General features: G+C 67.3%; 14 protein-coding genes and 1 pseudogene. 7 read left to right on the top strand and 8 right to left on the bottom strand.

Annotation, left to right across the window (positions count from 1 at the left end; all coding sequences use genetic code 11):
• Nucleotides 1–8: 8 nt before the first annotated feature.
• Nucleotides 9–1382, top strand: coding sequence for a TolC family outer membrane protein (locus tag ACCQ05_RS04475; RefSeq protein ID WP_104539919.1), 1374 nt, complete (start codon nt 9–11; stop codon nt 1380–1382).
• Nucleotides 1383–1585: 203 nt separating this feature from the next.
• Here ACCQ05_RS04475 and waaA read toward each other — a convergent pair whose 3' ends face one another.
• Complete coding sequence (gene waaA, locus ACCQ05_RS04470) at nt 1586–2902, bottom strand: lipid IV(A) 3-deoxy-D-manno-octulosonic acid transferase (RefSeq protein WP_228962507.1); 1317 nt, start codon at nt 2900–2902, stop codon at nt 1586–1588.
• 76 nt (nt 2903–2978) lie between these two features.
• Between waaA and ACCQ05_RS04465 the strand changes: the two genes are divergently transcribed.
• Nucleotides 2979–3899 carry an LpxL/LpxP family Kdo(2)-lipid IV(A) lauroyl/palmitoleoyl acyltransferase gene (locus ACCQ05_RS04465; RefSeq protein ID WP_104539917.1) on the top strand — a complete coding sequence of 307 codons (921 nt, stop codon included), beginning with the start codon at nt 2979–2981 and terminating at the stop codon, nt 3897–3899.
• An 83-nt stretch (nt 3900–3982) separates the two neighbouring features.
• Here the strand turns inward: ACCQ05_RS04465 and ACCQ05_RS04460 are convergent, their stop codons facing one another.
• Genes ACCQ05_RS04460 through ACCQ05_RS04450 form a run of 3 tightly spaced genes read right to left on the bottom strand, consistent with a single transcriptional unit; the run spans nt 3983 to nt 6617 of the window.
• On the bottom strand, nt 3983–5317 hold the full coding sequence (locus tag ACCQ05_RS04460; RefSeq protein WP_372393044.1) for an O-antigen ligase family protein: 1335 nt from the start codon (nt 5315–5317) through the stop codon (nt 3983–3985).
• A complete protein-coding gene (locus ACCQ05_RS04455; protein WP_372393043.1) occupies nt 5298–6410 on the bottom strand; it encodes a glycosyltransferase in 1113 nt (370 codons plus the stop codon). The genes ACCQ05_RS04460 and ACCQ05_RS04455 overlap by 20 nt, the downstream gene beginning before the upstream one ends.
• Before the next feature lie 9 nt (nt 6411–6419).
• Nucleotides 6420–6617 carry a zinc-finger domain-containing protein gene (locus tag ACCQ05_RS04450; protein WP_228962502.1) on the bottom strand — a complete coding sequence of 66 codons (198 nt, stop codon included), beginning with the start codon at nt 6615–6617 and terminating at the stop codon, nt 6420–6422.
• Nucleotides 6618–6906: 289 nt separating this feature from the next.
• Between ACCQ05_RS04450 and ACCQ05_RS04445 the strand changes: the two genes are divergently transcribed.
• Nucleotides 6907–10269: a GH92 family glycosyl hydrolase gene (locus tag ACCQ05_RS04445; protein WP_372393042.1), complete on the top strand. Its 3363-nt coding sequence runs from the start codon at nt 6907–6909 to the stop codon at nt 10267–10269.
• Nucleotides 10270–10588: 319 nt separating this feature from the next.
• Here ACCQ05_RS04445 and ACCQ05_RS04440 read toward each other — a convergent pair whose 3' ends face one another.
• Nucleotides 10589–12898: an NADP-dependent malic enzyme gene (locus ACCQ05_RS04440; protein WP_372393041.1), complete on the bottom strand. Its 2310-nt coding sequence runs from the start codon at nt 12896–12898 to the stop codon at nt 10589–10591.
• A gap of 198 nt (nt 12899–13096) precedes the next feature.
• Nucleotides 13097–14443, bottom strand: a complete 1347-nt coding sequence (locus ACCQ05_RS04435) for a dicarboxylate/amino acid:cation symporter (protein ID WP_372393040.1) — start codon at nt 14441–14443, stop codon at nt 13097–13099.
• Between the two features lie 419 nt (nt 14444–14862).
• Here ACCQ05_RS04435 and ACCQ05_RS04430 point away from each other — a divergent pair, with 419 nt between their 5' ends.
• The 4 genes and pseudogenes from ACCQ05_RS04430 (at nt 14863) to ACCQ05_RS04415 (ending at nt 21349) form a co-directional block, all read left to right on the top strand.
• The gene (locus tag ACCQ05_RS04430) at nt 14863–16035 is read left to right on the top strand and encodes an OprO/OprP family phosphate-selective porin (protein WP_372393039.1); all 1173 of its coding nucleotides are present in this window, start codon (nt 14863–14865) and stop codon (nt 16033–16035) included.
• 194 nt (nt 16036–16229) lie between these two features.
• Nucleotides 16230–18875: a hybrid sensor histidine kinase/response regulator gene (locus ACCQ05_RS04425; protein WP_372393038.1), complete on the top strand. Its 2646-nt coding sequence runs from the start codon at nt 16230–16232 to the stop codon at nt 18873–18875.
• Nucleotides 18876–19234: 359 nt separating this feature from the next.
• A pseudogene (locus ACCQ05_RS04420) lies at nt 19235–20576 on the top strand (MFS transporter).
• The gene (locus ACCQ05_RS04415) at nt 20573–21349 is read left to right on the top strand and encodes a substrate-binding domain-containing protein (protein WP_372393037.1); all 777 of its coding nucleotides are present in this window, start codon (nt 20573–20575) and stop codon (nt 21347–21349) included. Before ACCQ05_RS04420 ends, ACCQ05_RS04415 begins: the two are co-directional and overlap by 4 nt.
• On the opposite strand, the gene ACCQ05_RS04410 is transcribed toward ACCQ05_RS04415, so the two are convergent.
• The gene (locus ACCQ05_RS04410) at nt 21341–22243 is read right to left on the bottom strand and encodes a LysR family transcriptional regulator (RefSeq protein WP_372393036.1); all 903 of its coding nucleotides are present in this window, start codon (nt 22241–22243) and stop codon (nt 21341–21343) included. The genes ACCQ05_RS04415 and ACCQ05_RS04410 overlap by 9 nt on opposite strands.
• Before the next feature lie 74 nt (nt 22244–22317).
• A complete protein-coding gene (locus ACCQ05_RS04405; RefSeq protein ID WP_228962485.1) occupies nt 22318–22956 on the bottom strand; it encodes a response regulator in 639 nt (212 codons plus the stop codon).
• Between the last annotated feature and the right edge of the window lie 26 nt (nt 22957–22982).

The following is a 22982-nucleotide window of genomic DNA, read 5'->3' as shown; positions in this document are numbered from 1 at the left end:
CTCCCCCGATGATCCGCCGATCCCTCGCCCTGGCCCTGGCCGCCGTCCTGTCACCGATGGCAGCGCATGCCACCGATCTGCTGCAGGTCTACGAAATGGCCCGCAACGGCGATCCGCAACTGGCCGTGGCCGAGTCCACGCGGCTGGTGAATCGGGAAGGTGAGGTACAGGCGCGTGCGGCGTTGCTGCCGCAGATCAACGGTGCCTACGACTACAGCAAGTCGCACCGCGAAATCGAAGGCCAGGATGGCCGTATCACCACCTCCTCGCGTTCCACCCAGGTCCAGGGCTCGCAGACGATCTTCAACTGGTCGCAGTTCGCCACCTTGCGTGCGCAACGCGAAGTGGCCAAGGCGGCAGACTTCACCCTGGCGTCGGCCAACAACGACCTGATCACCCGCACCTCTGCGGCGTACTTCCAGGTGTTGGTCGGTATCGAGTCGCTGGCTGCGGCAGAAACCAACGAAGCAGCGGCGAAGAAGCAGTTCGACTACGCCGACAAGCGACTGGAAGTGGGCTTGGCGCCAATTACCGATGTGCACGAAGCCCGCGCCCAGTACGACCAGGCGCGCGCCGATACCATCAACGCGCGCAACACCCTGAAGGATTACTACCAGGCGCTGACCGAACTCACCGGTCAGCCGGTGGTGGGCCTGCGTGCGCTGCCGGAAGATTTCCGCCCAGAAGTACCGGCCGCTTACAGCAATGTCGATCAGCTGGTTTCAACCGCCATCGCCGACAATCCTGCGCTGAAGGCGCAGCAATTGCAGGTCAGCGCAGCGGAGGCGCAGGTCAATGCCGCGCGTGCCGGTCACCTGCCCACGGTCAACCTGACCGGCAGCATCGGCCGTAGCAACAGCTGGGGCACCGGTGCGGCCGAAAGCGGCGTGTTCACCACCCAGGGCCGAGACATCGATACCGACTCCGTCGGCATCAGCGTGTCGATCCCGATCTTCGCTGGCGGCGCCACGCAATCGGCCGTGCGCCAGGCGCTGTCGCGTCGCGATATCCAGCAGGACACCTACGAACAGCAGAAGCGCGCACTGGACCGCAATACGCGCAATGCCTACCAGACCGTGGTCGCGGGCATCAGCGAAGTGGAAGCGCGCCGCCTGGCCGTCGTCTCCGCGCAGGCAGCCTATGATGCATCGCAGGTCGGCCTGGAAGTCGGTACCCGCACGGTGTTGGACGTGGTGCAGAACCAGCGCACGCTGTTCCAGGCGCAGTTGAACTACGCGCAGTCGCGCTACACCTTCCTGCAGAACCGGCTGTTGTTGGGCCAGGCCATCGGCAAGCTGGACATCACCGACCTGCAGGACGTCAACCGCCTGCTGTCGCAGGATGCCGAATCCAGACTGCAGGGCAGTGGCTCGCTGCAGTAAGGCAGCGTAGGCACCTCGAGAGGCGGGCGCAGGCCCGCCTTTTTCATGCGCGCACTCCGGCTGAAACGGCGCGCGGCGTGAGCGACGCCGATCCGGCGCGGCGTGCGACGACGCGTGCTGCGCTTGCTGCCGCCGTCAGCAAGCCGACGATGCCAGCGAACGCAGCGTCGGAGCGGACGGGCAGGACACACCGCCGCATCGACTCACGGCATCGCGCTATCGCTGGCGACCGCAGGCAGATCGGGAGCGATCTGCACCAAGGTCCGCGCCACCGCACCCTTGCCATTGGCGACCAGCGCCAGGCCCGCGGCCGCCATAGCTTCGCGCTGTGCGGGATCGCCCAGCAACCGCGCCAGATCGCGATACACGCAATCGGCATCCTCGCAGATGGCAACCGCATCGGCCTCGCGCATGCGCCGCGAGATTTCCGAGAAGTTGTGCAGATGCGGGCCGGTCACTGCCGGCGTGCCCACTGCTGCCGGTTCCAGCAGGTTGTGTCCGCCGATCGGCTGCAGGCTGCCGCCGACGAAGGCGACCTGCGCGCACGCATAGAAACTCATCAGCTCGCCCAGGGTATCGAGGACGAACACCGCATCGCGCGCCTGCGGCCAGTGCTGGGCCTTGCGCGTGGCCACGCGCCAACCGCGCTCGCGCGCCAGCGCCTCGACCTTGGGAAAGCGCTCGGGATGGCGCGGCGCCCAGAGCAGCAGCAGATCGGGAAACGCACCCAGCAGTCGCGCATGGATGTCGGCCACCGCCGCTTCCTCGCCTTCATGCGTGCTGGCCGCAATCCACACCGGGCGCGTGGCTGGCACGTGCGTACGGAACTGCGTCACCAACGCCTGCAGTTGCGCGGGCGCGGCGATATCGAATTTGAGATTGCCCAGCGCCACCACCTGTTCCGGCCGCGCCCCCAGGGTGAGGAAACGTTCGGCATCGTCCTGCGATTGCGCCGCCACGCAGGTCACCGTACGCAGCGCGCGGCTGATCAACGGCGCCAGCACGCGATAGCCGCGCAACGAGCGCGCCGATAGCCGCGCGTTGAGGATATACAGCGGAATCTGGCGGTCGCGGCAGCCGAACAGCATGTTCGGCCACAGCTCGGTTTCCAGGATCAGCGCCAGCCGCGGGCGAAAGTGCTCGAGAAACCGGCCCACGCTGCCGGGCACGTCGTACGGCAGATAGACATGATCCACCGCATCGCCCCACACCGCACGCACGCGTTCGGAACCGGTGGGCGTGATGGTGGTGATGACCCAACGGATATCTGGGCGCTGCGCACGCAAGGCATTGACCAGCGGCGCAGCCGCGTTGACCTCGCCCACCGACACCGCATGCACCCACACCCGCGGGCGGCCACAGGCATGCGTATAGGACGCATAGCGCTCGTTCCAGCGGTTGAAGTATTCGCGCACGCGGAAACCGCGCCACACCAGGTGGTACACCGTGATCGGCAGCAACAGATACAACAGCGCCGAGTACAGCCCACGCAACAGCCATTCGATCGGGTCTTTCCGCATCCGTGCAGGATACGGGAGCGCTCCTGCGTGCGCATGTGCACGCTGCCGCGCGCGTGCGATCCCTTAGAATTGGCGCATGTCCGAGCCCGCCAACGTCGCTGTCCGCCCTTCCCTGCGCAACCCCAGGCATTGGCCCATGTTCCTTGGCCTGGCCGTGATGGTGCTGGCCGGGCGCCTGCCCTGGACGCTGCAGCGCGCACTCGGCCGTGGCGTGGGCTGGATCGCGATGCGTCTGGCCGGCACGCGCCGGCGCGCTGCGCAGGTCAACCTCGAACTGTGCTTTCCCGAGCAGGACGATGCCTGGCGGGCACGACTGTTGCGCGACAGCTTCGATGCGCTGGGCGTGGGCCTGTTCGAATTCGCGCGCGCCTGGTGGGGCAGCATCGACGCCATTCGCCCGGGTGTGCAGGTCGAGGGCCTGGAACATCTGCAGCAGTTGCAGCAACAACAGCGCGGCGTGCTGCTGGTGTCCGGACATTTCATGACGCTGGAGATGTGCGGGCGCCTGCTCTGCGACCACGTGCCGCTGGCCGGCATGTACCGCAAGCACCGCAACCCGGTGTTCGAATGGGCGGTCAAGCGTGGGCGTCTGCGCTATGCCACGCACATGTTCGCCAACGAAGACCTGCGCGCCACCATCAAGCATCTCAAGCGCGGCGGCTTCCTGTGGTACGCGCCGGACCAGGACATGCGCGGCAAGGACACCGTGTTCGTGCCGTTCTTCGGCCACCCTGCCTCCACCATCACCGCCACCCATCAACTGGCGCGGCTGACCGGCTGCGCGGTGGTGCCGTACTTCCATCGCCGCGAAGGCGGCCGCTACATCCTCAAGATCGCGCCGCCGCTGGCGGGCATTCCATCAGACGATGTGATCGCCGATACCACCCAGGTCAATGCGGCGATCGAGGACATGGTGCGCGAGGCGCCGGATCAATACCTGTGGATCCATCGCCGCTTCAAGCGCCAGCCCGGCGGGCGCAGCGCGTTCTATCGATGATCCGTCGCCCAAGGGTGAGCGGCGGATGACGCAGTGCACCGGCGCCAGCGACCGCCGACATGCGCGATCCCGAGGCAAACGCCTCAGCCCGGCGGCGGTCGATCTGCGTCGTCGTTGAGCAAGGCGCCGGCATACAACCCGGCAAGCATCAAACTCAGCCCGCCCCAGAAACTGGAATAAAAGGCCAGGTGGGTGTTGAGCGGGAACACGGTCGCCACCAGCGCAATCATGGCAGGGCGCGCCTGCTCACGCGCGGCAGCACTCGAATAGCGCCACGCACGCCAGGCCTGCGCCGCGCCGGCCAGCCATAGCAGCAACCCCATCACCCCGGTTTCGGCCAGGATCTCCAGCACGAGCTGATGCGCGTGGAAGGCCGGGCCGTCGCCCCAGGCCGGGGCCTGGGTCGGGGCCGGATCGCAGGCCGGATACGCCTGCCGGAAACCGCGCGCACCGACGCCGTTGACCGGATGGGCGCGGATCATGCACAGCGCCGCGCCCCAGATCTGGCCGCGCCCGGACAGGGCCTGATCCATGCCCTGTTCGCCATCGCCGAACGCCAGGGCAGTGCGCTGGACGCGCTCGCGCGCCTGCGGCGCCACCGCCACCACGCCCACCGCCAGCAGCACGCCGAGCACCGCGACCGCCAACAGGCGGCGCCCGCCCAGCAACCGCCAGCCGGACAACAGCACGATCACGCCGTAGGTGATCCACGAGGCGCGCGAGCCCGCCAGCACCAGCACCACACCCACCGCCGCCGCTGCGACCATCCAGGCCCAGACCTGGCGTCGCCCCATGGCCAGCAGCAGGAAGGGCGACAGGCTGGCCAGGGTCTGCCCGAACTTGAGATTGCAGGGGCCCAGCACGCCGCTGAGGCGGTCCACCAGCGCCAGCTCCTGCGCGGTGCACAGCCCGTGGCCGCTGATCAGCTGCTTGAGCTGATCCAGCCCGAAAAACAACGGGCTGGTGCCGACCATGGCCTGCACCAGCGCATCCAGCGTCCATACGCCACCGATCACTGCCAGGCCGGTAAAGGTGTGGCGGCGGCGTTGCGCGTTGGCCACCGCAATCACGCACAGCCACATGAAAGGCAGGTAGCGCAGATCGGTCGCCGACTTGCGCAGCGCGCGGCCGGCGTCCACCGCATCGAACGCCGACAGCATCTGCGGCAACCAGTACGCGAAGAACAGGACGCTGGTGAGCGCCCACGCCGCTCCGCTGAGCAGTCCGGTGCCGCCACGAAAACGTGCATGCAACAGGCGGTAGGCGGCGAACACCGCACCCAGCGACAGCACCGTCTCTGCCAGACCCGGCGTAGGCCACAGCGCAACGAACAGGATCACCCACAGCGGCGCCCAACGGCCGGCGTCGGGGGTCAGGATGGGCGGGCGCGCGACGGCGTCAGCGGCAGAGTTCGTCATAGACCTTCAAGGTGGCCGACTGCATGGCCTGCAACGTATAGGGAATCACGGCAGGCGCCGTGGGCGCCCGCTGCAGCAAGGCCAGCGCCTGCGTGCACAGGGCCTGGGCATCGAAGGCTGCGACCGCGCCGCCGGGCTGCAGCTCGGCCAGCAATTCACCGACCCCGCCATGCGCCCAGCCCAGCACCGGCCGCCCGACGGCCAGGGCTTCGACCACGGTGCGGCCGAAGGCTTCGGGCTTGCGCGAGAGTTGCAGCACCAGGTCGCTGGCAGCGTAGGCCTCGGCGATGCGTGCCGTGGGCTCGGTGAAGGCGACCGCTTCGGCCACACCCAACCGCGCGGCCTCTGCCTCCAGTTCGCGCACATAGGCCTCGCGCCCGGGCTCACGCGCGCCCGGCAGCCACAGCCAGGCCGGCACACCGGCGCCACGCAGGTCAGCCAGCAGTCGCAGGCCGTCGGCATGCCCCTTCAGGCGGGTACCACGGCCAGGCAGCAGCAGCAGGGGCGAGGCGGCCGGCAAGCCGGGCAGCAGGGTCTGGACCCAGGCGCGCGCGCGTCGGTCCGGCTGCGAACGGCGCGGGAACTGCGCGATGTCCACGCCGCGCGGAATCGTGCGCAGCCGGGCCGGATCGGTGAGCGGATAGTGCGTACACACGTAGTCGTGCACCGTGCGCGACACGCAGATCACCCGCTCGCCATAGGTCATCACCACGCTGTAGCGGCTGGGCGAGTTGAGCCCGTGCACGGTGGTGACAAAGCGCGGCCGCGTCGCCGCAGCCATTCCACGCAGGGCGTACCAGCCCAGCCAGGCCGGCAGCCGCGAGCGCGCGTGCACGATGTCGGCACCCAGCTCGGCAAACAGCCGGCGCAGGCCGACCACATGCCGCAGCGTCAACAAGGACTTGCGGCCGATATCCAGGGTGAGATGCTCGCCGCCGATGTCCAGCAGCGGCTGGACCAGCCGTCCGCCGGCCGACACCACCACGGCGCGATGGCCGGCGCGCACTAGCGCGGCGGCGATTTCCAGGGTAGAGCGCTCGACGCCGCCGGACTGCAGCGCCGGCAGCAATTGCACCACGGTCAGGCGGTGCACCGGCCAGTATCAGTCGGCGAGTACGAACAGGGAGCCGCAGTACGGGCACTTGGCTTCGCCGTTGGGCTCGTCTTCGATCGGCAGATACACCCGCGGATGCGAGTTCCACAGCGCCATTTCCGGCGTCGGGCAGCTCAGTGGCAGGTCGCCGCGGTGCACGGTGTAACGCGTTTGCGCATTGGCGGGCGCGGTGGCGGTCTGGCTCATGGCGTACGGTCGGAAGGCAAAGGCAGAGCGCGGATTCTAGCAGCCTGCGAGGTGATCGGCCCATCGACCGGGCGCTGCCGCAGGCGCACCGATGGAGACGGACACGGCCGCGGGGATGGTCACGGCAGCCGGCGCGGATGGCGCTTCCGCACGCCGGTACCGACATCGCAGCGATCATCGCGCCTATCATCGGAGACCTGTCCCGCGCCCCCCGTCGGCCGCGCGGCACGACGCCGAGGCGACCGCACATGCCTGCCGACGCGTCGCCACCCAAGGAGAACTCCGCCACGTGATCCTGCCCGCCGCCTCGCTGCGCTCGCGCCCCTCGCGGCGTTGGACCTTCATCGCCCTGGCCTGCATCGCGACGGCGCCGGCGGTCGCGGCGCCACCGTTTGCCAGTTCATTCGAGCCAGGCCAGCCGCTGCCGCTGCCTCCAGCCGCAGGAGCCCTGCAGCTGGAGGTCGGCAACGGCCCGGCCGCGCCGTATGCGGCAAAGCCGAAGGTCGGCTACAGCGGTGCGCGTGCCCTGCGTTATGCAGGCCAGGATGGCGGCGGGCGACGCACGCTGTTCACGCTCGACCAGACGATCGGTGCGGACACCACGCTGTCGTGGCTGGTGTTGCCGGAGAGCGTCGGCGACCAGCACGCAAGTTCCACCCATGTTTCGCTGGACCTGCTGCTGGACGATGGACGGCGCGCGTCCGCCAGCGCAGCGCGCGATCAGCACGGTATCGCGCTGGGTGCGGATGCGCAGGCCGCATCGAAGACGCTGTATCCGCAGCAATGGGCGCGCAAGCAGGTGCGGCTGGGCGATGTGGCCAGCCTGCGCGGGCGGCGCGTGGTGGCGATCGAGCTGGAGGTCGCTCCACCTGCAGGCACAGCGGGCATGGGTTGGATCGACGATGTGATGCTGGGCGATTTGCCGCTGGCGGCGCCGGCACGTCCCTCGGACTGGGTGCTGACCACGCGCGGCACGCAATCCAACGGCACGTTTTCGCGCGGCAACGACTTCCCCGCGACGGCCGTGCCGCATGGCTTCAATTTCTGGACGCCGGTGACCGATGCCGGGACGCTGAGCTGGCTGTATCGCTGGAACGAGCAGAACGACGCCGACAACCGGCCGCGCCTGCAGGCCTTGTCGCTCAGCCATCAGCCCAGCCCGTGGATGGGCGACCGGCAGACGTTCCAGGTAATGCCCTCGCTCGACGCTGGCGTGCCGGAAGCCGATCGAGACAAGCGCGCGCTGGCCTTCTCGCATGCCAACGAAGTCGCGCGCCCCTATCGTTATGCAGTGCAGCTGGACAACGGCATCCATGCCGAGATCGCGCCCACCGACCATGCGGCGCTGTTCCGTTTTCGCTTCCCCGACCACGGCGATGCCAATCTGCTGTTCGACAACGTGGATGCGCGTGGCAGCCTGCAGCTGGATGCGCAAACGCAAACCCTGTCCGGTTACACCGATGTGCGCAGCGGTCTGTCGACCGGGGCCACGCGCATGTACGTGTATGCCAGTTTCGACCGGCCATGGACGGCCAGCGGCCGCATCGAGAGCGGGCGACCGACCGGCTGGATCAAGTTCGCTCCCGGCAGCGCGCGGCAGGTGCAGATGCGCATCGCGACCTCGCTGATCTCGCTCGAACAGGCCAGACACAACCTGGCGCTGGAGATCGCGCCGCAGGCGAGTGTCGAGCAGGTTGCCGCGCGCGCGCAGGACGCCTGGGATGGGCTGCTCGGCCGCTTCGAGGTGCCCGATGCGACGCCCGACCAGAAGACCACGCTGTATTCCAATCTTTACCGGCTGTATCTGTATCCCAACTCCGGGCACGAAAACGTGGGCAGCGCGCAGGCGCCGGACTGGCGCTATGCCAGCCAGAACAGCTGGTCGGACGACAACGTCGATGGCAGCGCGGTACGCAGCTTTGCGCCGATCCGCGATGGCCGGGTGTACGTCAACAACGGGCTGTGGGATACCTTCCGCACCGCCTGGCCGGCCTATGCGCTGTTCGCACCCGACGAGGCCGGCACGTTGGTACAGGGCTTCGTGGAGCAGGCGCGCGCCGGGGGCTGGATCGCCCGCTGGTCCTCGCCCGGCTACGCCGACCTGATGGTGGGCACCAGCTCGGACGTGGCGTTTGCCGATGCCTGGCTCAAGGGCGTGCGCGGCTTCGACCCGGCCGAGGCCTATGCGGCTGCCTTGAAGAACGCCACGGTGGTGCCGCCGGATCGGCATGTGGGCCGCAAGGGCATGGCGCGTGCGACCTTCCGCGGCTATGCGGACACCGACACCCACGAGGGCATGTCCTGGTCGATGGAAGGTGCGCTCAACGATTTCGGTATCGCCAACATGGCCGAAGCTTTAGCCAAGCAGGCAACCACGGCACGCGAGCGTGAGCGCTATGCGACCGAGGCGGTGTACTTGCGTCACCGCGCGGCCGGCTATGCGGCGCTGTTCGATCCGTCGATCGGCTTCTTCCAGGGCCGCACCGCGCAGGGCCGGTGGCGGGTGGATGCCGCGCAGTACGACCCGCGTGTCTGGGGCAACGACTACACCGAATCCAACGGCTGGACCTTTGCGTTCACCGCACCGCACGATGGCCAGGGCCTGGCCGCGCTCTACGGCGGGCGCGATGCCCTGGCGGCAAAGCTGGACCAGTTCTTCGCTACGCCCGAAACCGGCGAAGCGGCGTTTTCTGGCTCGTATGGCGGCACCATCCACGAAATGACCGAGGCACGCGATGTGCGCATGGGCATGTATGCGCATAGCAACCAGCCGGCGCACCACATTCCGTGGATGTATCTGTACGCCGGGCAGCCGTGGAAGACCCAGCGACTGACCCGCGAGATCCTGGCGCGGCTGTACCTGGGCAGCGAGGTCGGCCAGGGCTATGCCGGCGACGAAGACAATGGCGAGATGTCGGCGTGGTATCTGTTCGCGGCGCTGGGCATTTACCCGTTGCGGATGGGCGCGCCGGAGTATGTGATCGGCTCGCCATTGTTCCGGCACGCACGCGTGCGGCTGCCCGGCGGCGGCACGCTGACCGTCAATGCGCCGCAGAATTCGCCGCAGAACGTGTACGTGCAATCGCTCACGCTCAACGGCAAACCGTGGCGCAAGACCTGGTTGCCGCATGCGGCGATTGCCAATGGCGCCACGCTGGAGTTCGTGATGGGTCCGGCGCCATCGCGCTGGGGCAGCGAGCCGGATGCTGCGCCACCGTCGCTGACGCCGGCCGGGCAGCACCCTGCTCCGTTGCGCGACCTGCTGGGTGCCAACGCACGCGTGACGCAGGCCGATGGTCGCGCGCTGGCCGCCTTGCATGACGACGATGCGGTCAGCGCGAGCGCGGTGTCGCCGGCCACGGTCCTGACCTTGAGCGGTCTCGATCGTGGCGAGGCCACGCTCTACACCGTGACCAGCGGCAACGCCGCGATTGCGTCGGCCGCCTGGACGCTGGAAGCACGCACTGCACAGGGCACATGGCGCGTCGTCGATGCGCGCGGCCAGGAGCGTTTTCAATGGCCGCTGCAAACGCGCCCGTTCCGGATCGCAACGCCCGGTTCGTATGCGGAGTACCGGCTGCGTTGGACGGCGCCCGCGCGTGCGCAGGTGGCGGAAATCGAGTTGCTGGGTGCCGTGCCGGAGGGGCGTTGAGGCGTGAGGTTCTGAGCGGGATCGCGTGGGTGACGACGACGCGCGACGCCTGCTGTTTGCGTTGCTCGTCAACGTTTTGGGTGGTTGACGCTGAGTCGCTGCCAAGGGTAGGCCGCACCCTCACCCCAACCCCTCTCCCGTGGGGAGAGGGGCTTTTCGGTCGTTGCTGCAGGCTGGGTGCTGAGCTGCAGGGCGCATTGCAACACCCTATCGAGCGAGAGACTTTTCGGCAGCTGTCTTGCCGGCCGAGTGCTTACTGCTTCAAATCAAGCAATACTCGGCCAAAGTCTTGGACACCTCGACTCAGTCTTTGCCTTTCTCAGTCGTTGCCTTTTTCGCTTGCCGCTTTTTCCGCATCGCGCTGCTTGCGGATCTGCGCATCCACCGCGGCGATCGCGGTCATGTTCATCACCCGGCGCGAGGTGGCGCTGGTGGTGAGGATGTGCACCGGCTTGGAGATGCCCATCAGGATCGGGCCGATCGCCACGCCATCGGTGAACACGCGCACCAGGTTGTAGGCGATGTTGGCCGCTTCCAGGTTCGGCAGCACGAACAGGTTGGCGCGGCCCTTCAAGGTGCTGTTGGGCATGATCTGCTTGCGCAATGCCTCGTCCCAGGCGGTGTCGCCCTGCATTTCGCCGTCGATGTTGAGCTCGGGCTTGCGCTTGAGCAGCGCTTCGCGCACCTGGCGCATCTTCAGCGCATCGCGCGAGTCATGACTGCCGAAGTTGGAGTGCGACAGCAGCGCGATGTTGGGCTCGATACCGAACAGCTTCAGGCGATACGCAGCCTGCAGCGTGGCTTCGACCACCTGCTCCACCGTGGGGTCTTCCTGCACATGCGTGTCCAGGAAGAAGAACACGCCCAGCTGGTTGATCACCCCGGTCATCGCCGAGGTGGAGCTCACCCGCGGCTCCAGCGGAATCACGCTGCGCGCGTAGCCCAGCTTCTTGTGGAAGCGGCCGACCACGCCGGACAGCATCGCATCGGCTTCTCCGCGCGCCACCATGACTGCGGCGATCAGGGTCGGACGCGAGCGCATCAGCTCCTTGGCCGCGGTCACGGTCACGCCGCGGCGCTCGGTGAGCGCGTGGTAGTACTGCCAGTAATCGTTGAAGCGGGGGTCGTCGAGGATGTTGGTGATCTCGAAGTCCACCCCGGCGGTCAGGCGCAGGCCCATGCGCTCGATGCGCGCTTCGATGACGTCCGGGCGGCCGATCAGGATCGGGAAGGCCAGGCCTTCGTCGACCACGTTCTGCACCGCGCGCAGCACCACTTCTTCTTCGCCCTCGGCATACACCACGCGCTGCTTGTCGGCGCGTGCACGGTCGTAGACCGGCTTCATCATCAGGCTGGTGCGGTAGACGAACTGGCCGAGCTTGTCGCGGTAGGCCTCCATGTCGGTGATCGGCCGGGTGGCCACGCCCGAATCCATCGCCGCCTGCGCAACCGCAGAGGACAGCTCGACCAGCAAGCGCGGGTCCAGCGGACGCGGAATCAGGTAGTCCGCACCGAAGCTCGGGGTTTCGCCGCCGTAGGCCGCGCCCAGGTCGGACGCCTCGCGCCGCGCCATCGCCGCGATCGCCTTGACGCAGGCGATCTTCATCTCTTCGTTGATGCCGGTGGCGCCCACGTCCAGCGCGCCGCGGAACAGGTAGGGGAAGCACAGCACGTTGTTGATCTGGTTCGGATAGTCCGACCGACCGGTGCCGATGATGCAATCCGGGCGCACCGCCTTGGCCGCTTCCGGGGTGATTTCCGGGTTGGGGTTGGCCAGCGCGAAGATCACCGGCTGGCGCGCCATGCTGGCGACCATCTCCGGCTTGAGGATGCCGGCGGCCGACAGGCCCAGGAAGATATCCGCGCCCTCGACGATTTCGGCCAGGGTGCGCTTGTCGGTATCGCGGGCGTAGCGCTGCTTGTCCGGGTCCAGGTCGGTGCGGCCGGTGTGGATCACCCCGTCGCGGTCCAGCGCCAGGATGTTCTCCGGCTTCAGGCCCAGCGAGACCAGCATGTTGACGCAGGAAATGCCCGCCGCGCCCATGCCGGTGGTGGCCAGCTTGACCTCTTCGATCTTCTTGCCGGTGACCACCAGCGCGTTGAGCACCGCGGCGCCGACGATGATCGCGGTGCCGTGCTGGTCGTCATGGAACACCGGGATGTTCATGCGCTCGCGCAGCTTGCGCTCGACGATGAAGCACTCAGGCGCCTTGATGTCTTCCAGGTTGATGCCGCCGAAGGTCGGCTCCAGGCTGGCGATGATGTCCACCAGCTTGTCCGGGTCGTTCTCGTTGATCTCGATATCGAACACGTCGATGCCGGCGAACTTCTGGAACAGCACGCCCTTGCCTTCCATCACCGGCTTGGAGGCCAGCGGGCCGATGTTGCCCAGGCCCAGCACCGCGGTGCCGTTGGTGATCACCGCCACCAGGTTGCCGCGCGCGGTGAGCTCGCTGGCCTGGGTGGCGTCCTCGACGATGGCCTCGCAGGCGAACGCCACGCCGGGCGAATACGCCAGCGACAGATCGCGCTGGGTCAGCATCGGCTTGGTCGCGGTGACCTTGATCTTGCCGGCCGGCTGCTGGCGGTGATAGTCGAGGGCGGCCTGTTTGAAGTCGTCGGTGGACATCGGCTGTGTGGGTCTCGAAGGCGCAGGAGAACTGAATTCTACCCTCCTGCCTGAACAAGGGCCTGTCGCGCAGCTGTCAACGCGGCAGGGAGATTGCATGCTGCAACGCAGCGCACGTGGCGGCCCGCTGGCGGGTCAACGCAGAACGGCCCTGCACCCCGCCGGCAACGCCGACGGAGAACAGGGCCGTAGGAAACCTCAGCGTGCGCTGGCCGGAGCGACCACGTCGGTGGCACCCGGCGGCGCCTGCAGCGGCGGCGAGCCGCCATCCAGCACCAGCTTGAGCTGGTCGCGGTCCAGCGCATTTTCCCAGCGCGACACCACCACCGTGGCCACCGCATTGCCGATGAAGTTGGTCAGCGAGCGGCATTCGCTCATGAAGCGGTCCACGCCCAGGATCAGCGCCATGCCGGCCACCGGCACGTCTGGTACCACCGACAGCGTGGCGGCCAGGGTGATGAAACCGGCACCGGTCACGCCGGCCGCGCCCTTGGAGCTGAGCATCGCTACCGCCAGCAGGGTGATCTGCTGGCCCAGGGTCAGGTCCACGTTGGTGGCCTGGGCGATGAACAGTGCGGCCAGGGTCATGTAGATATTGGTGCCGTCCAGGTTGAACGAATAGCCGGTGGGCACCACCAGGCCCACCACCGACTTCTCGCAGCCGGCCTTCTCCATCTTTTCCATCAGCGATGGCAGCGCCGACTCCGAGGACGAGGTGCCCAGCACCAGCAGCAGTTCGGCCTTGAGGTAGCGGATCAGCTTGAGCACCGAAAAGCCGCAGACACGGCACACCAGGCCCAGGATCACCAGCACGAACAGCAGCGAGGTGATGTAAAACGAACCCACCAGCCAGGCCAGGTTGACCAGCGATTCCACCCCGTACTTGCCGATGGTGAAGGCGATCGCGCCGAACGCACCGATCGGCGCGGCCTTCATCAGGATATGCACCAGGCGGAACACTGGCGCGGTCAGCGCTTCCAGGAAGCTCTGCACCGGGCGGCCACGTTCGCCCACCAGGGCCAGCGCGATACCGAACAACACCGCCACGAACAGCACCTGCAGGATGTTGCCATCGACGAAGGCGCTGATCAGCGTCGCCGGGATGATGTCCATCAAAAAGCCGACCAGGCTCAACTCGTGCGATTTCTGCACATAGGTGTTGACCGCGCTCTGGTCCAACTCGGCCGGGTTGATGTTCATGCCGGCGCCCGGCTGCACCACGTGCGCCACGATCATGCCCACGATCAACGCCAGCGTGGAGAAGAACAGGAAGTAGGTCATCGCCTTGGCGAACACCCGGCCCACTGTCTTGAGATGGGTCATGCCGGCGATGCCGGTGACGATGGTCAGGAAGATCACCGGGGCGATGATCATCTTCACCAGCTTGATGAAGGCATCGCCCAGCGGTTTGAGGCTTTCGGCAAACGCCGGCTCGAAGTGGCCCAACAGGGCGCCGAGGACGATGGCCACCACCACCTGGAAATACAATTGGCGGTAGAAGGGCACGGACGCCGGCACCGGGCCGGCAGGCTTGCTGATGTGCATGACGCCACTCCGAGGGAACTGGGGGTGCCTGAGCAGGTACCCGGTGCACGCATTCTGGCCGCACGTCACAGCCCGGGCCGATAACCCATTGGTACTACGGCTGCGCCACGGCATCGCGGGCGCCTGCCAGGTACCGCGCGGCACTGGTTGCAACCCCGCGCCGGGTAAGCAGTCGTGCCCGGCCCGCCGCGCGCGCGGGTCGTGCACGGGTGCCGTGAGCCCGCGTCCGCAGCACTGTCGGTCCGATGAACCTGGTCTTACACTTCAGCCGCGCCGCCGCAGGCCGTTAATTCCGTTTAACGCAGACACCGAAGTTTTCTGTGCAGTCGCCGTCCGGAACCTGCGCGCTTGCTGAAGCTGTTCACCGCGATCGCCATGGCAGGACGCCCCGGCCCCTTTCATTGCCGAAGATCACTCCTATGCGCCTCAATCCGCTTGTTCTGGTGTTGGCGATTGCCATCGTCCCCGCCGCTGCCAATGCAGCCACCTCGATCGAAAACTGGCCGACCAAATACACCTTCGGTGATGGCACCGAGTTGGGTCTGACCGGCAACTACGCTTACGACGACAACAACTTCTCCGGTGACGACCGCCTGGAAGACCGCACCGATTTCCGCCGCAAGGAATTCGGCGCCACCCTCAAGAAGAAGGGCGTCTACGACGCCATGGTGTATTTCGACTTCGAAGCCAAGCTGTGGCTGGACGTGTTCTACCGCTTCGAGACCAAGGCGCTGCTGGGCCAGGATTACGGCCGCGTGCGGCTGGGCTACATGAAGGTGCCCGTGGGTCTGGAAGCGGTGCAGAGCTCGCGTGCCGGCAGCTTCATGGAACTGGGCCTGCCGGTGCAGGCGGTGTTCCAGGGCCGTCGCACCGGCGTGGAGTGGACGCTGGAGCGCCAGCAGTACCTGCTGCAGGTCGGCGCGTACGGCGGCAAGGACCTGCAGGGCGACAACCCGGGCACCACCCAGGCCGTGCACGCCGCCTGGACCCCGTTCAAGGCCGAGGGCGACGTGCTGCACCTGGGTATCGCCGGTTCGGTGGAAAACCCGCGCGGTTTCAGCGACGGCCGCGGCGTGTCCTTCAGCCCGCGCGTGCGCCTGCGCGCCCGCCCGGAAGCCGGCCTGACCGACGTGCGCCTGATCGATACCGGCACCATTCTCGATGTGGACCACGTGATCCGCACCGGCGTGGAAGCGGTGTGGATCCATGGCCCGTTCTCGCTGCAGAGCGAGGCGCTGCGTGCCGAAGTGGCGCGTAATGCCGCCCAGCCGCACTTCATCGCCCAGGGCCAGTACGTGTACGGCACCTGGTCGCTGACCGGCGAGTCGCGCAGCTATGCCGGCGGCGTGCCGGGCAACATCAAGCCCGCCCACGACTACGGCGCGGTCGAACTGACCGCACGCTACAGCCGCCTGAACCTGGAAGACAACAACGTCCATGGCGGCCGTCAGCACGACACCACCATCGGCGCCAACTGGTATCTCACCAGCCACTTCAAGTTCCAGGCCAACTACAGCTGGGTGGATTCCTCGCGCAATGGCGTGCATGAAACCCCGCACGTGATGGAGCTGCGCGCGCAGGTGCAGTTCTAAGCGGCGCTGCAGCGCGCGGGCCACGCCCTGCCGCGCGCTGGTTTCGCCGACGCATCGCTGTCGTTGCGAACGGCAGCAGGCACTCGATACGGCCGCACCTGTCACGGGTGCGGCCGTTGTCGGTTTGGGGCGCGTGACGGCCGCGCTGTCGGGCGATGGCTGCGCGTACGGGAGCAGATCGCCATACTGGCCACATGTATGCATCGCAACGCCGCCGTCTGCTGCTCACCCTGGCCATCGTGCTGGGCGGAATGGTCGTGGCCATGCTGGCGGCCGGACATTTCGTCGAGCAGAGCGCGCTACGCGACGAAAGCGTCACCGTACGCCGGCAGTTGCGGCTGTACGCCCAGGCGCTGCAACAGCGCATCGACCGCTATCGCACCCTGCCGCAGATCCTGGCGCTGGACCCGGAGCTGCGCGCTGCCGTGTCCGGCCCGCTGTCGCCGGACCAGGTGGATGCGCTCAACCGCAAGCTCGAACGCGCCAACGACGTCACCCGCTCCTCCACGCTGACCCTGATCGACCGCAACGGCATTGCGCTGGCAGCCAGCAACTGGCGTGCGGCGCGCAGCAACGTGGGCGTGGACTACGCCTTTCGCCCGTATTACCAGCAGGCGTTGGCCACCGGCAGCGGCAGCTTCTACGGCATCGGCATGACCACCAGCGAGCCGGGCTACTTCCTGTCGCAGGCCATCGTGGACGCTGCCGGCCAGGTGCAGGGCGTGGTGGTGATCAAGATCGCGCTGGCCGCGCTGGAGCGCGAATGGCTGCAGACGCCGGACATCGTGCTGGCCTCCGACGCGCACGGGGTGGTCTTCCTGGCCAGCCGCCCCACCTGGCGCTACCGCATGCTGGCCCCGCTCACCCCGCGCGACCGCACCGAATTGCAGAGCACCCGTCAGTATGCCGACCAGGGGCTGCTGCCGCTGCGCCGCCGGCTGATCGAGCAGACCGGCAACGGCGGCGTGCTGACCGAAGTGCGCGACCCGCCCTTGGGCGCACCGGTTCTGTGGCAGACCCTGGAAGTACCGGAAAGCGGCTGGCGCCTGCATCTGCTGCACGACACCCGTGCCAGCGCCGCGGCCGGCCGCGCGGCGGCCATCGCCGCCGCCGGCACCTGGCTGGCGCTGGCCTTGCTGTGGTTGTTCGTACAACAGCGCCGGCGCCTGTCGGCGCTGCGCCAGCGCAGCCGGAACGAGCTGGAGACGCTGCTGCAACAGCACGCCGAAGAACTGCGCACCGCCCAGGACGGCGTGGTGGCCGCCGCGCAGCAGTCCAACGCCGGCCTGAGCCGCAGCCTGGAACACCTGCCGCAGGGCGTGGTGGTGATCGACGAAGCGCTCAACCTGGTGGCGTGGAATTCGCGCTACGTGGAGCTGTTCCGCTTTCCGCCGGAACTGCTCAAGATCGGCCGCCCGATCGAGGACCTGTTCCGCTTCAACGCCCGTCGCGGGTTGCTGGGTCCCGGCCCGATCGAAGCGGCGATCGAGCGGCGCCTGAATCACCTGCGCAGCGGCAAGCCGCATATGCGCGAGAGCGAGAAGGAAGACGGCACGGTGCTGGAGATCCGCGGCAATCCGCTGCCCGATGGCGGATTCGTCACCAGCTACACCGACATCACCAGCTACAAGAACGCCGCACGCGAACTGCGCTCGCTGGCCGACGCGCTGGAGCACCGCGTGGCCGAGCGCACCCGCGACCTGGCCGCGGCCAAGCGCGAAGCCGAAAGCGCCAATCGCTACAAGACCCGCTTCGTCGCCTCGGCCGTGCATGATCTGCTGCAACCGCTCAACGCCGCGCGCATGTTCGTCTCGGTACTGCGCGGCCAGGTGCGCGAGCCCGACAGCGCACGCGTGGTGGACAACATCGACGACGCACTCACCGCGCAGGACGCCATCCTCAACAGCCTGCTCGACATCTCGCGGCTGGAGGCCGGCAGCCTGAAGACGCAGGTGCGCGACTTCGCGCTCGCGCCGCTGCTGGAGACGCTGGCGCGCGAGTTCGGCATCCTGGCCGAAGACCGCGGCCTGAGACTGGACTACGTGCCGACCTCGGCCGTGGTGTCGAGCGACGAAACGCTGTTGCGCCGCATCCTGCAGAACTTTTTGTCCAACGCGATCCGCTACACCCCACGCGGCCGCGTGCTGATCGGCTGTCGTCGGCGCGGCGGCTGGCTGCGTATCGAAGTGCACGACCAGGGCCCGGGCATTCCGGAGGCGCTGCAGCACGAGATCTTCGAAGAATTCCGCCGCCTGGACGACGGGGTGGCCAACGACCGCGGCGCCGGCCTGGGGCTGGCGATCGTCGAACGCATCGGCCGCCTGCTCGGCCATCGCATCGGCCTGCATTCCATTCTCGGCAACGGCAGCGTGTTTTCGGTCAGCGTGCCCTTGCGCGAGCGCGCGACGGTGGCGCTGCCAGCGCCACCGGTCACCGCGCCTGCAGAACCCGGCAACGACCCCATCCTGCATGGCTGCCGGGTGTGGTGCGTGGACGACGACACGCGCGTATGCGACGCCACCCGCGCATTGCTGGAGCGCTGGCAATGCCGGGTGGATTTTGCCGGCGGCCCGGACGAGGCACTTGCCCGCGCCCATGCCGACGACGCCCCGGAACTGTTGCTGCTGGACGTGCGCATGGGCGCGCACTACGGCCCCATGTTGCTGCCGCAACTGGTGGAGCGCTGGCAGCACGAGCCACGCATCATCCTGATCACCGCAGAGCCCGACCCGGCCCTGCGCGAGCACGCGCAGGAACTGGGATGGGGCTTTCTTTCCAAGCCGGTTCGCCCGCCCGCACTACGGGCGCTGATGACACAGATGCTGCTGCGTCGGGGATAGCCATCCTTCGCCGCAGGCGCGGCATCGCGCCGGGGCACCTCCACGGGCCTCGACGCCGATGAGAAGGCACGGCTGTTCCAGCGCTCCGAACAGGGCGATGGCGCCAAGACCACCCCGCTGGCGCAACGCCGGCTGCCGTCGCTGCGACGCGACACGCGCGCCTGGCGTCGGGCACACGAGACCCCGCCGCGCGCATGCAGCCCTGCGCATCGCAAGGCATCACCGCGACGCGACGGGGCGCACGGATGGGTCGCAGCACGCATGGTTGATGCCGCGCCTGCATCAGTCGATGAGAAAGCAGCAATTATCAACATCGGCCATCTCCACCAGAATCGATCGTCATGGGTTTTCGAGCGCAGCTGCGCACCTATCGTGGAGGGCGATATGCAGACTTCAACCGCTGGAACAAAGACACAGTCCAAACTGGGCATGGTGCTGAGGGTGACCTCTGGCAACTTCCTGGAGCAGTTCGACTTCTTCCTGTTCGGGTTCTACGCCACACAGATCGCCGCAGCGTTCTTCCCGGCGAGCAACGAATTCGCATCGCTGATGATGACCTTCGCCGTGTTCGGCGCCGGCTTCCTGATGCGTCCACTCGGCGCGGTGATCCTGGGTGCGTACATCGACAATATCGGGCGCCGCAAGGGCCTGATCGTGACCCTGTCGATCATGGCCAGCGGCACCATCCTGATCGTGATGGTGCCGGGCTACGCCAGCATCGGGCTGTGGGCGCCAGCCCTGGTATTGCTCGGTCGCCTGCTGCAAGGCTTCTCGGCGGGCGCGGAAATGGGCGGCGTCTCGGTCTATCTGGCCGAGATGGCGACGCCGGGACGCCGCGGCTTCTATGCGAGCTGGCAATCGGCCAGCCAGCAGGTCGCCATCGTCGCCGCTGCCGCCATCGGCTATGCGCTCAATCAGATGCTGGCGCCCCAGCAGATGACGCAATGGGGATGGCGCATTCCGTTCGCCATCGGTTGCCTGATCATTCCCTTCATCTTCCTGCTGCGACGCAGCCTGCAGGAAACCGAGGAGTTCCAGCGCCGCAAGAAGCACGCCACGATGCAGACCGTGATGCGTGGGCTGGCAAGCAATGCCAGCACCGTCATCGCCGGCGTGCTGATGGTCGCACTGACCACCAGCGCGTTCTATCTGATCACGGTGTATGCCCCGACATTCGGCAAGACCGTGTTGAAGCTCGATGCCGGCGATGCCTTGATCGTGACCTTGCTGGTGGGCCTGTCCAACTTCTTCTGGCTTCCGATCGGCGGGGCGCTGAGCGATCGCTTCGGCCGCAAACCCCTGCTGGTGGCCATGTCGCTGCTCGGCGTGCTGACCGCGTATCCGGTGCTGTCGTTCCTGGCCGGCGCACCAAGCTTCGCGCATATGCTACAGGCACTGCTGTGGCTGTCCTTCGTCTACGGCATCTACAACGGCGCGCTGATTCCCGCACTCACCGAGATCATGCCGGCCCACGTGCGCGTGGCGGGGTTCTCGCTGGCCTATAGCCTGGCAACCGCCGTGTTCGGCGGCTTCACCCCGGTCATCTCCACCTGGCTGATCCATCAGACCGGCGACAGGGCCGCACCCGCCTACTGGCTGAGTTTCGCCTCGACCTGCGCGCTGCTGGCCACGCTGTTCCTCTATCGTCGGCATGCTGCCGCCAAGGAACGGATGACCATCGTCCCAGAGGGTGCGAAATGATGAAGTCACTATGGAAACGCCTGACCGTCCTGGTCGCCTGCGCGGTTCTTTGCGCGACGGCGACCGCACACGAGCTGACGGTGATGACCTCCGGAGGTTTTTCCGCCGCCTTCGAACGCCTGGCTCCGCAGTACGGCGAGCAGGCCGGCGTGGAGATCCAGACGGTGCATGGGCCGTCGATGGGCAAGACCCCGCAATCCATTCCCAGCCGGCTGGAGCGCGGAGAGCACGCCGATGTGGTGATCATGGTCGGAAGCGCATTGCAGAAACTCATCGATGCCGGGCAGGTGGATCCCGCATCGCGGGTCGAGCTGGCCGATTCGCGGATCGGCATGGTGGTGCGCAGCGGTGCGCCGAGGCCGAACATCGATACGGTTGCGCAGTTCAAGGATGCGTTGCTGCAGGCCAGGTCGGTGGCCTATTCCGATAGCGCCAGCGGCGTCTACATCGAAAACCAGTTGTTCAAGACGCTCGGCATCGAGCAGGCAATGCGCGCCAAGAGCACCAAGATCGAACGGATTCCGGTCGGGTCGGTGGTGGCCGACGGTCGTTATCAGCTCGGCTTCCAGCAGGTCGCCGAACTGCTTCCGGTACGCAATGTGGAGTTCGTCGGCAGGATCCCGGAGGCCCTGCAGTCGATCACGCGCTACGCCGCCGGGGTGCCGGTCACCTCGGAACATCCGGAGGCGGCAAAACGGCTGTTGCAGTATCTGCAGTCGGAACAGGCGCAGGCAGTGGCGCGCCAGACAGGCCTCGATCCGGTCTCACACTGAACGCTGCGGCATCCGGCGCACCAGCTCGGCCAGCTCGAGCGCCGCGGGCGTCAGCGTGCGCCCCCGGCGCTTGAGAATCCCGACATTGCGCACCACGTCGGGCTCGACCAGCGCAACCGTCGCCAGCAACGGATGCGGCGCGGGCGGCATCGCGATCGAAGGCACCGCCGCGATGCCCACACCCGCCTCGACCAGCCCGATCAAGGTAGTGACGTGGCGCGTTTCGCAGATGCTGGGCCGGTCGGGCGAGAACGCCGACAAGGCGCGGTCGAGCACCAGACGGTTTCCCGAGCTCTTGTCGAGCGTGATGTAGTCGTACCCGTAGGCTTCCTTCCAGGTGACCTGCGCGCGCCTGGCCAGGGGATGGTCGTGGCGGCAGGCAATCACGTAGCGCTCCTGCAACAGCGGCTCGAACTCCACGTCCGGTGCCAGATTGCCACTGAAACTGACGCCGAAGTCCGCTTCCCCGGACGCTACCGCCGCGCTGACATGGCTGGCACTGGCGTCGAACAATCTGATCCGGATCTTCGGGAACAGCTGGTGCAGGCCATGGATCGCCTGCGGCATGAAGTAATACGCGGCCGACGGCACGCAGGCCACGGTCACCGTCCCCATCCGGCTGGATCCGACGTCGGCGACGCTCATCAAGGCCACGTCCAGATCGTCGAGCATGCGTTCGACCTGCGGCATGAACGCCTGGCCGACCGTGGTGAGCGTCACCTTGCGCGTCGTGCGTTCGAACAGCTTGACGTTCAGGGCCGACTCGAGCTTGTCGATCCTGCGGCTGAGCGCCGGCTGCGTGATCCGGATCTGTTCGGCCGCGCGACGAAAGCTGCCATTCTCCGCAACGGCCCGAAATGCCTGTAGATCGTTGAGATCGAACTTGATGCTCACGTTGCCGGGTCCACGATGGCCCTTGGCGCTGGCGCGTGGCTGCACGTCCAGCACAGTGCGTCGACCGCACCCACTTACAACTCCCCTTCCGGCTCCAATGCCTTGACCAGCACCGCCGCCTGCGTGCGGCTGTAGCAATCGAGCTTTTTCAGGATGGCGGTGACGTGCACCTTGACGGTGTTTTCGGCCAGGCCCAGCTCATGGGCAATCTGCTTGTTGAGCAGGCCATCGGCCAGGCTCAGCAGCACGCGGAACTGCTGTGGGGTGAGCTGGGCGAGCTTGGCGGCCAGTTGCGCGTCGGCTTCGGACCGTTCGGCCGTCATCGGCGGAAACCAGGTACCGCCATCCAGCACGCTGGCCACGGCGGTGCCGATCGTTTCGGCCGGCGTGGACTTGGGAATGAAGCCGGCCGCACCGAACTGCTGCGCGCGCCGGATCACCCGCGGGTGATCGTTGGAGGAGATCACCACCACCGGGATGTCCGGATGCTCGCCACGCACATGCAGCAGCGCCGAGAAGCCGCGCGCGCCCGGCATGGCCAGATCCAGCAGCACCAGTTCGGCATGCGGATGCGAGCGCAGCATCGTGCTTAGCGTGGCAGCGCTGGAGGCTTCCACGACCTGCGCCTGCGGCAGGGTCTGCTGCAGCACATGGATCACCGCAGCACGGAACAAGGGGTGGTCGTCGGCGACGAGAATGGTGAGATCGGCCATGCGCCAAGTCTGGCACATGGGCGCGA

The organism is Xanthomonas sp. NCPPB 3582 (assembly GCF_041475735.2).
GTDB classification, from domain to species: Bacteria; Pseudomonadota; Gammaproteobacteria; order Xanthomonadales; family Xanthomonadaceae; genus Xanthomonas; species Xanthomonas codiaei.
The sequence above is the reverse complement of the archived record's forward strand: the minus strand, read 5'-3'. Positions and strand labels throughout refer to the sequence as shown.

What these genes read in the sequence shown, in the direction of transcription:
- waaA (WP_228962507.1), bottom strand. Translation starts at nt 2,902, where the DNA reads ATGCGGAAAGACCCGATCGAATGGCTGTTGCGTGGGCTGTACTCGGCG.
- ACCQ05_RS04430 (WP_372393039.1), top strand. Translation starts at nt 14,863, where the DNA reads ATGCGCCTCAATCCGCTTGTTCTGGTGTTGGCGATTGCCATCGTCCCC.
- ACCQ05_RS04460 (WP_372393044.1), bottom strand. Translation starts at nt 5,317, where the DNA reads ATGACGAACTCTGCCGCTGACGCCGTCGCGCGCCCGCCCATCCTGACC.
- ACCQ05_RS04415 (WP_372393037.1), top strand. Translation starts at nt 20,573, where the DNA reads ATGATGAAGTCACTATGGAAACGCCTGACCGTCCTGGTCGCCTGCGCG.
- ACCQ05_RS04450 (WP_228962502.1), bottom strand. Translation starts at nt 6,617, where the DNA reads ATGAGCCAGACCGCCACCGCGCCCGCCAATGCGCAAACGCGTTACACC.
- ACCQ05_RS04425 (WP_372393038.1), top strand. Translation starts at nt 16,230, where the DNA reads ATGTATGCATCGCAACGCCGCCGTCTGCTGCTCACCCTGGCCATCGTG.
- ACCQ05_RS04405 (WP_228962485.1), bottom strand. Translation starts at nt 22,956, where the DNA reads ATGGCCGATCTCACCATTCTCGTCGCCGACGACCACCCCTTGTTCCGT.
- ACCQ05_RS04475 (WP_104539919.1), top strand. Translation starts at nt 9, where the DNA reads ATGATCCGCCGATCCCTCGCCCTGGCCCTGGCCGCCGTCCTGTCACCG.
- ACCQ05_RS04465 (WP_104539917.1), top strand. Translation starts at nt 2,979, where the DNA reads ATGTCCGAGCCCGCCAACGTCGCTGTCCGCCCTTCCCTGCGCAACCCC.
- ACCQ05_RS04440 (WP_372393041.1), bottom strand. Translation starts at nt 12,898, where the DNA reads ATGTCCACCGACGACTTCAAACAGGCCGCCCTCGACTATCACCGCCAG.
- ACCQ05_RS04435 (WP_372393040.1), bottom strand. Translation starts at nt 14,443, where the DNA reads ATGCACATCAGCAAGCCTGCCGGCCCGGTGCCGGCGTCCGTGCCCTTC.